Raw genomic sequence first — 8,286 nt, forward strand, 5'->3', positions numbered from 1 at the left:
AGAACTAGCCAGTCGTATCCGCTCTGCTATTGGGAGCGTAGCGACCGTGGAGGAGTTGGTGGATGCTGTTGCGACCAAGCGCTACACCAAGGCGCGGGTGCGGCGGGTGCTGATCTACATCTTGGTCAATGCGGTGGAAACTCCCTTGCCAGATGCGGTTCATGTGCTGGGCTTCACGAATCGCGGCCAGGCCTATCTCAAGCAGGTCAAGGAGCGGGTGGACCTGGTGACGCGGATTGGCAAAGAGCCCTGGGACGGCCTGACCCAGCAGGCGGATGTGGTCTATCAACTGGGGGCTGACGCAATGGCAGAGCAGACCTACGGGCGTGTGCCGGTGAGGGTGGAGTGAGATGTAAAAGTTTTTTGATAAAATTCTTGACTCTCACCTTACGTTATCCCTTATACTGGGCATAGAGAGGAGATTTCTATGAGCGAAAATTGGACAGTTAAGCAGGTCAGTCAGTTGACAGGATTGACGGTGAGGACCTTGCACCACTATGACCAGATTGGTTTGCTCAAACCAGCATTTGTGGCTGAAAATGGTTATCGCTACTATAATCAGGAGAATTTGGCTCGTCTGCAAGAAATTCTCTTATTTCGTGAGTTGGATCTTCCTCTCAAAGACATTCAGCAGCTTCTGGACGTGACGGAAGTCAATCGTCAGCAGGTCTTGCGGGACCATATCACCCTTTTAGAGCTCAAAAGGGAACGGCTGGATCGCATCATCAATCACGCCAGATTGCTCACAGAAAAAGGAGGAGAAGTCATGGATTTTCACGCATTTGACAGCAGTCAACTAGAAGCCTACAAGACGGAGGCTAAGGAGCGGTGGGGAGAGACCGCGGCCTATGCTGAGTTTGAAGAAGGTTACGATGCCAGTAAGGACAGAGTGTTTGCCCGAGAGATGCAGAGCATTTTTGAAGCTTTTGGAAAAATGCAGAGCTTGGAAGCAAGTCATCCAGATGTACAGGCTCAGGTGGTCAACCTGCAGGCTTATATCACAGAAAACTTCTACCCCTGCACCAAGGAAATCTTGCAGGGGCTAGGTATTATGTACGTTGACGATGAACGATTTACAGTCAATATCGACCGAGCAGGTGGACTAGGAACAGCAACCTTTGTTAGTCAGGCAATAGCAGTTTATTGTAAAGAATAAATAAGTAAAGTCTAGTGAGAACTAGGCTTTTTTGGTATACTAGATGAAGCTAGTATGTAAGGAGCCACCCCCATGATTCAACCTATTATGAAAGATATTTTCTTCCTGCAACAAAAGTCTGAGCCTGCGACTCAGCTAGATATGCAGGTCAGTCAAGATTTACAGGATACTTTGGTAGCCAACGCTCACGCCTGCGTGGGCATGGCGGCCAATATGATTGGTATCAAAAAGCGGATTATCATCGTCAACATGGGTTTCACCAACCTGGTCATGTACAATCCCGTCCTCATCAGCAAGGCCAAGCCCTATCAGACAGAAGAGGGCTGCCTGTCGCTGGAAGGTACTCGCCCGACCATTCGCTATCAGGAGATTGAAGTGGAGTTTTTTGATGCTTCATGGAAAAAGATCAGCCTAAAGCTGACAGACTTCCAAGCTCAGATTGTTCAGCATGAACTAGATCATTTGGAAGGAATTATCATCTAGTAGCTACCAAATCTACCGTCAGGTAGATTTTTTTATAGTCATTTGAATTAACTTTGATACATCGTCACTTTCGCCTTGCCATACTTTAGTATAGCCTGCGCCTCAGTTCCTTGTCTGAAAGCTAATTCATTCGACTATAAAAAGTCAAAAAAGGTCAAACAAAACCATTGACTTTTACTGACCAATGGTGTAGAATAAGATTCGTAAGGTAAAGGACCTTACGAATTCTTTGAACAAAAGGTCAGTTTAGGTCAAACAAAGGAGTTTGACTGACTAATTGACTAAATGGTCAGTAAAGGACAAACTTCTAAGGAGGTTAGGATGAAAGAAAAGATTATTTCCTATTAGTAATTTTTTTAACTCAAAGGTCAGTATTGGTCAATGAAAATGATAATAATAAACGAGGTAAAACTATGAACAACAATTTCAACAACTTTAACAATATGGACGATATTTTCAATCAACTCATGGGCAATATGGGTGGCTACAGCACAGAACGTCGCCGTTATTCTATCAATGGGCGTGAAGTGACACCGGAGGAATTTGCCATTTACCGTCAGACTGGTCGCCTGCCACAGACAGAAGAAGTGGCTCAAACTCAGGCTAAAGGTCAGATAAAGTCAGACGGAATTCTGGCAAAACTGGGCCGCAATTTGACACAAGATGCGCGTGAAGGTAAGTTGGATCCAGTCATTGGACGAAACAAGGAAATCCAAGAAACTTCTGAAATCCTAGCTCGTCGGACTAAGAATAATCCTGTTTTGGTCGGTGATGCTGGTGTTGGTAAAACTGCGGTAGTAGAAGGCTTGGCTCAAGCCATTGTCAACGGAGATGTGCCAGCAGCCATTAAGAACAAGGAAATTATCTCCATCGACATTTCAGGCTTGGAAGCTGGGACTCAGTATCGTGGAGCATTTGAGGAAAATGTGCAGAATCTTGTGGATGAAGTCAAAAAAGCAGGAAATATCATTCTTTTCTTTGATGAAATTCATCAGATTTTGGGAGCTGGTAGCACTGGCGGAGACTCAGGTTCCAAGGGCTTAGCGGATATTCTCAAACCAGCTTTATCCCGTGGGGAATTGACGGTTATCGGTGCCACTACACAGGACGAATACCGCAATACCATTCACAAAAACGCTGCTTTGGCTCGTCGTTTCAATGAAGTCAAGGTCAATGCTCCGTCCGCAGAAGATACCTACCAGATTTTGAAAGGGATTAAGCCGCTTTATGAAGCCCACCATAATATTGAATTGCCAGATGAGGTTTTGAGAGCTGCAGTTGATTATTCCGTCCAATATATTCCGCAACGTAGCTTGCCTGATAAGGCTATTGACCTGATTGATGTGACCGCTGCTCACTTGGCTGCACAACATCCTGTTACAGATATCCAAGCTTTGGAGGCAGAGATTGAACAGGCTAAAGCTTTGCAAAGTCAGGCAGCTGAAAAAGAAGATTACGAAACAGCACTCAATGAAAAAGTCCGCATCGACAAGCTCCAAGAACAAATTGACAACCACACGGAGCAACAGAAAGTGGTAGCGACTGTGAATGATGTAGCTCAGGCGGTTGAGCGAATGACAGGCATCCCAGTCTCACAAATGGGAGCTTCTGACATTGAACGACTCAAGGAATTGAAGCATCGCCTGGAGACAAATGTAATTGGTCAAGACGATGCGGTGGAAGCTGTATCTCGTGCCATTCGTCGCAATCGTGCAGGTTTTGATGACGGCAACCGTCCAATTGGTTCCTTCCTCTTTGTCGGTCCGACAGGTGTGGGTAAGACAGAGTTGGCAAAACAGTTAGCGCTAGACTTGTTTGGTAACAAAGATGCCATTATTCGTTTGGATATGTCTGAATACAGTGACCGTACAGCCGTTTCCAAATTAATCGGTACCACAGCTGGTTATGTTGGTTATGATGATAATTCCCATACTCTTACCGAGCGTGTCCGCCGCAATCCATACTCCATTGTCCTCTTGGATGAGATTGAAAAAGCAGATCCACAAGTGATTACTCTTCTTTTGCAAGTGCTAGATGATGGTCATTTGACAGACGGACAGGGCAACCAGGTCAACTTCAAAAATACCCTTGTCATCGCGACTTCAAATGCTGGTTTTGGTTATGGAATGCCAGAAGCTGAAGAAAATCAAGACATCATGGACCGCATCGCACCATTCTTCCGTCCGGAGTTCCTTAACCGTTTCAACGCAGTTATCGAGTTTAAGCATTTGGATAAAGAAGATCTCAAAGCTATCGTAGAATTGATGCTAGCCCAGGTCAATCAAACCCTATCTAAAAAAGGGATTACCCTTGAAGTGTCAGAAGCTGCCAAAGAATTCTTGATGGAAGCAGGTTATGATAAGGCTATGGGGGCTCGTCCATTGCGCCGTGTGATTGAAAATCAGATTCGAGACAAGGTAACGGATTACTATCTGGATCACCTAGATGTGACAAACTTGTTGGCTGATGTAGTGGAAAATGAGATTCAAATCAGCGAGCAAACCTTTTCATAAAATAATCGAATAATATAGAAATTCTGGGTTAAAATACTCGGAATTTCTTCTTTTGTTTAACGGTAACAAGAGCAGTAGAATGCGCATTTATGGGAGATTTTGAGCGGTTTTACGTAAAAATTTTAAAAAAATTGTATAAATCCTTGACAAATGCAAACGTTTGCGTTAAACTATCATTGTAATCGAAAGAAAGGAAAACGTTTTTATGGCGAATCGTACCAGTGGAATTTTAATGCATATTACCTCACTTCCAGGTAAGTTTGGTATCGGTACTTTTGGAAAGCCTGCCTATGACTTTGTAGATTTCTTGGTCGAAACCAAGCAGACCTACTGGCAGCTCCTTCCTCTCACAACGACAAGTTATGGAGATTCACCTTATCAATCATTTTCTGCCATTGCAGGAAATACCCATTTAATTGATTTTGATTTGTTGGCAGAAGAAGATTTATTGGCCAACTTTGACTACCAAGATGTGAAATTTGGGGACAATCCAGAAAAAGTAGACTATGCCTTGATCTATGAGGCTCGTCGTCCGATTTTGGAAAGAGCCGTTAAAAACTTCTTGAGTGATGACAAGCGTAAAGCAGCCTTTCAAGAGTTTGAAAAAGCCAATTCGTCATGGTTAAATGACTATGCGGAATTCATGGCTATTAAAGAACACTTTGGAAACAAGGCCCTACAAGAGTGGGATGACAAGAAAGTTGTTGCTCGAAATGAAGAAGCTCTTGAAAAATACCGCTTGGAATTGGCAGACCAAATTGATTACTTTAAAGTCACTCAATATTTCTTCTTTAGCCAGTGGAAACAGCTAAAAGAATATGCCAATAAAAACCACATTAAGATTATCGGAGACATGCCAATTTATGTTTCTGCTGATAGTGTGGAAGTTTGGACCAAGCCACAGCTCTTCAAATTAGATAGCGAGCGCAAGCCGCTTTATGTGGCAGGTGTGCCAGCAGATAACTTCTCTGCAGATGGCCAGCTTTGGGGCAACCCACTCTATGATTGGGAGCAACATGAAAAGACTGGCTACAACTGGTGGATCTACCGCATTCACGAGAGTTTCAAACTTTACGATGTCTTGAGAATTGACCACTTCAAAGGCTTCTCAGATTACTGGCAGGTAGCAGGAGATGCTAAAGTTGCCAAGGTTGGTACTTGGGAGCCAGGTCCAGGCTACAATCTCTTCAAGGCGGTCAAAGAAACCCTTGGCGACTTGCCAATTATTGCAGAGGACCTAGGGAATATCGATGCTAAGGCTCGTAAGTTGCTTGCAGATTGTGGCTATCCAGGAATGAAAATTCTAGAATTTGGCTTCTTCGATGTGACAGGGAGAAGCATTGACATCCCACACCGTTGCGTACCAAACTCTATCGCCTACACAGGCACACACGATAATGAGGTGGTCAATGGTTGGTATAACAATCTAGAGCCTGAACAACAGGAGTTTGTAGATGCCTATACCAACAGAAAGCCGATTGAACCAGTGACCCAAGCCATGCTTCGAACACTCTTTGCTACTGTCAGCGACACAGCTATTGCGACCATGCAAGATGTTCTTGACTTGGGCGAAGAAAGCCGCATGAACATGCCTTCAACTGTCGGAGGCAACTGGGAATGGCGAATGAAAGCTGAAGATTTAACCCAGGAACGCAAAGACTTCTTAGTCAAAATGACAACACTATATCAACGAGGAAATGAAAATCATGATTAACTTTACAACATTTGCAGAAACAAATACTTCGAAAAAATTAGCTGATTTAACAAACGAAGAAATCTATCTTCAATTGTTAAACTACGTAAAAGAAGCTGCAGCTACAAAACCAAAAAACACAGGTAAACGCAAGGTTTACTACATCTCAGCAGAGTTCCTTATCGGTAAACTCTTGTCAAACAACTTGATCAACTTGGGTGTGTACAAGGACATTCAGGCAGAATTAGCAGCAGCTGGCAAGTCTTTGGCACAGGTTGAAGACGTGGAACCAGAACCATCACTTGGTAACGGTGGTCTTGGTCGTTTGGCATCATGTTTTGTGGACTCTATGTCAACACTTGGTATCAACGGTGAGGGTGTTGGTCTCAACTACCACTGCGGTCTCTTCAAACAAGTCTTCAAGGACAACCAACAAGATGCAGAGCCAAACTTCTGGATTGAAAATGATTCTTGGTTGATTCCAACAACTATTAGCTATGATGTTCCATTCAAAAACTTCACTTTGAAATCAAAATTGGACCGTCTTGACATTCTTGGCTATAAAAAAGAAACAAAGAACTACCTTAACTTGTTTGACATTGAGTCTGTCAACTATGACTTGATTACAGAAGGTATCTCATTTGACAAGACAGACATCAAAGAAAACTTGACCCTCTTCTTGTACCCAGATGATTCAGATAAAAATGGTGAGTTGCTTCGTATCTACCAACAATATTTCATGGTATCAAACGCCGCACAACTCTTGATTGATGAAGCGATTGAGCGTGGGTCAAACTTACATGACTTGGCAGACTATGCTTATGTTCAAATCAATGATACTCACCCATCAATGGTGATTCCTGAGTTGATTCGTCTTTTGACTGAAAAACACGGCTTGGAATTTGCTGAAGCAGTGGCAATCGTTAAGAACATGACTGGTTACACCAACCATACTATCTTGGCAGAAGCTCTTGAAAAATGGCCATTGTCATTCTTGGAAGAAGTGGTGCCTCACTTGGTAGATATCATCAAGGAATTGGATGCCTTGGTAGCTAAGGAAGTAGCTGATGTTGCTCTTCACATCATCGATGAGTCTGGTCGTGTGCACATGGCCCACATGGATATCCACTTCTCAAACTCTGTCAACGGGGTTGCGGCTCTCCACACGGAAATCTTGAAAAACTCTGAGTTGAAAGGTTTCTACGAGCTTTATCCAGAAAAATTCAACAACAAGACAAACGGTATCACTTTCCGTCGTTGGTTGGAATTTGCTAACCAAGACCTTGCTGACTACATCAAGGAATTGATTGGCGATGAGTATTTGACAGATGCGACGAAGCTTGAGAAATTGCTTGCCTTTGCGGATAACAAGGAAGTTCATGCTAAGTTGGCGGAAATCAAACACAACAACAAGTTGGCCCTTAAACGTTACCTCAAAGATAACAAGGGTATCGAATTGGACGAAAACTCTATCATCGATACACAAATCAAACGTTTCCACGAGTACAAACGCCAACAGATGAATGCTTTGTATGTCATTCACAAGTATCTTGAAATCAAGAACGGCAACCTGCCAAAACGTAAAATCACTGTTATCTTCGGTGGTAAAGCAGCTCCAGCTTACGTGATTGCCCAAGACATCATTCACTTGATTCTCTGCTTGTCTGAGTTGATCAACAATGACCCAGAAGTCAGCAAGTACCTCAACGTTCACTTGGTAGAAAACTACAACGTAACGGTTGCTGAAAAACTCATCCCTGCGACAGATATTTCTGAGCAAATCTCGCTTGCTTCTAAAGAAGCATCAGGTACTGGTAACATGAAATTCATGCTCAACGGTGCCTTGACGCTTGGTACTATGGACGGTGCCAACGTTGAGATTGCAGAGTTGGCTGGTATGGACAATATCTATACATTTGGTAAGGACTCAGATACCATTATCGACTTGTACGACAAGGCTGGTTACGTATCTGCGGACTACTACAATGGTGATGCTAATATCAAACGTGCGGTTGACTTTATCGTCAGTGACGAAGTGCTTGCACTTGGCAATGAAGAACGTCTAGGTCGCTTGCACCATGAATTGATCTCTAAAGACTGGTTCATGACCTTGATTGACTTAGCGGAGTACATCGAAGTTAAAGAGCAAGTCTTTGCAGACTACGAAGACCAAGATTCATGGAACAAGAAAGTTGTTCACAACATTGCCAAAGCAGGATTCTTCTCATCTGACCGTACTATTGAACAGTACAACCAAGATATCTGGCACTCAAACTAATACTTTTGCTCTCCTAAATTGAAAGAGGCTGGGCAAAAACTAGCTTCTCGCATATAAAAAAACGAGCAATTCCAATTAGGAGTTGCTCGTTTTCCATTTCATGCTTTATAATTATAATAACGACAAAACAACTAGAAAGGCATGAAAATGTATAAACAGTATA

At 43.2% G+C, this 8,286-nt stretch carries 6 protein-coding genes; all 6 read left to right on the forward strand.

What is annotated here, in order from left to right; all coding sequences use genetic code 11:
• On the forward strand, window positions 1–349 hold a 349-nt coding region (locus C1G57_RS08055; RefSeq protein ID WP_193434484.1), incomplete at its 5' end, for a nucleotidyltransferase family protein.
• 78 nt (window positions 350–427) lie between these two features.
• Entirely contained in the window at window positions 428–1,156 is a 729-nt protein-coding gene (locus tag C1G57_RS08060) for a MerR family transcriptional regulator (protein WP_105114483.1), read from the forward strand.
• A 72-nt stretch (window positions 1,157–1,228) separates the two neighbouring features.
• On the forward strand, window positions 1,229–1,639 hold the full coding sequence (locus C1G57_RS08065) for a peptide deformylase (protein ID WP_105114484.1): 411 nt from the start codon (window positions 1,229–1,231) through the stop codon (window positions 1,637–1,639).
• 413 nt (window positions 1,640–2,052) lie between these two features.
• Window positions 2,053–4,152 carry an ATP-dependent Clp protease ATP-binding subunit gene (locus C1G57_RS08070; RefSeq protein WP_105114485.1) on the forward strand — a complete coding sequence of 700 codons (2,100 nt, stop codon included), beginning with the start codon at window positions 2,053–2,055 and terminating at the stop codon, window positions 4,150–4,152.
• A gap of 205 nt (window positions 4,153–4,357) precedes the next feature.
• Complete coding sequence (gene malQ / locus C1G57_RS08075) at window positions 4,358–5,866, forward strand: 4-alpha-glucanotransferase (RefSeq protein ID WP_105114486.1); 1,509 nt, start codon at window positions 4,358–4,360, stop codon at window positions 5,864–5,866.
• The gene (gene glgP, locus C1G57_RS08080) at window positions 5,859–8,123 is read left to right on the forward strand and encodes a glycogen/starch/alpha-glucan family phosphorylase (protein WP_105114487.1); all 2,265 of its coding nucleotides are present in this window, start codon (window positions 5,859–5,861) and stop codon (window positions 8,121–8,123) included. Before malQ ends, glgP begins: the two co-directional genes overlap by 8 nt.
• Window positions 8,124–8,286 lie beyond the last annotated feature (163 nt).

Source organism: Streptococcus suis (assembly GCF_002960425.1).
GTDB lineage: Bacteria > Bacillota > Bacilli > Lactobacillales > Streptococcaceae > Streptococcus > Streptococcus suis_S.

Coding starts and splice junctions, on each gene's coding strand:
- C1G57_RS08060 (WP_105114483.1), top strand. CDS start 428: ATGAGCGAAAATTGGACAGTTAAGCAGGTCAGTCAGTTGACAGGATTG.
- C1G57_RS08065 (WP_105114484.1), top strand. CDS start 1,229: ATGATTCAACCTATTATGAAAGATATTTTCTTCCTGCAACAAAAGTCT.
- C1G57_RS08070 (WP_105114485.1), top strand. CDS start 2,053: ATGAACAACAATTTCAACAACTTTAACAATATGGACGATATTTTCAAT.
- malQ (WP_105114486.1), top strand. CDS start 4,358: ATGGCGAATCGTACCAGTGGAATTTTAATGCATATTACCTCACTTCCA.
- glgP (WP_105114487.1), top strand. CDS start 5,859: ATGATTAACTTTACAACATTTGCAGAAACAAATACTTCGAAAAAATTA.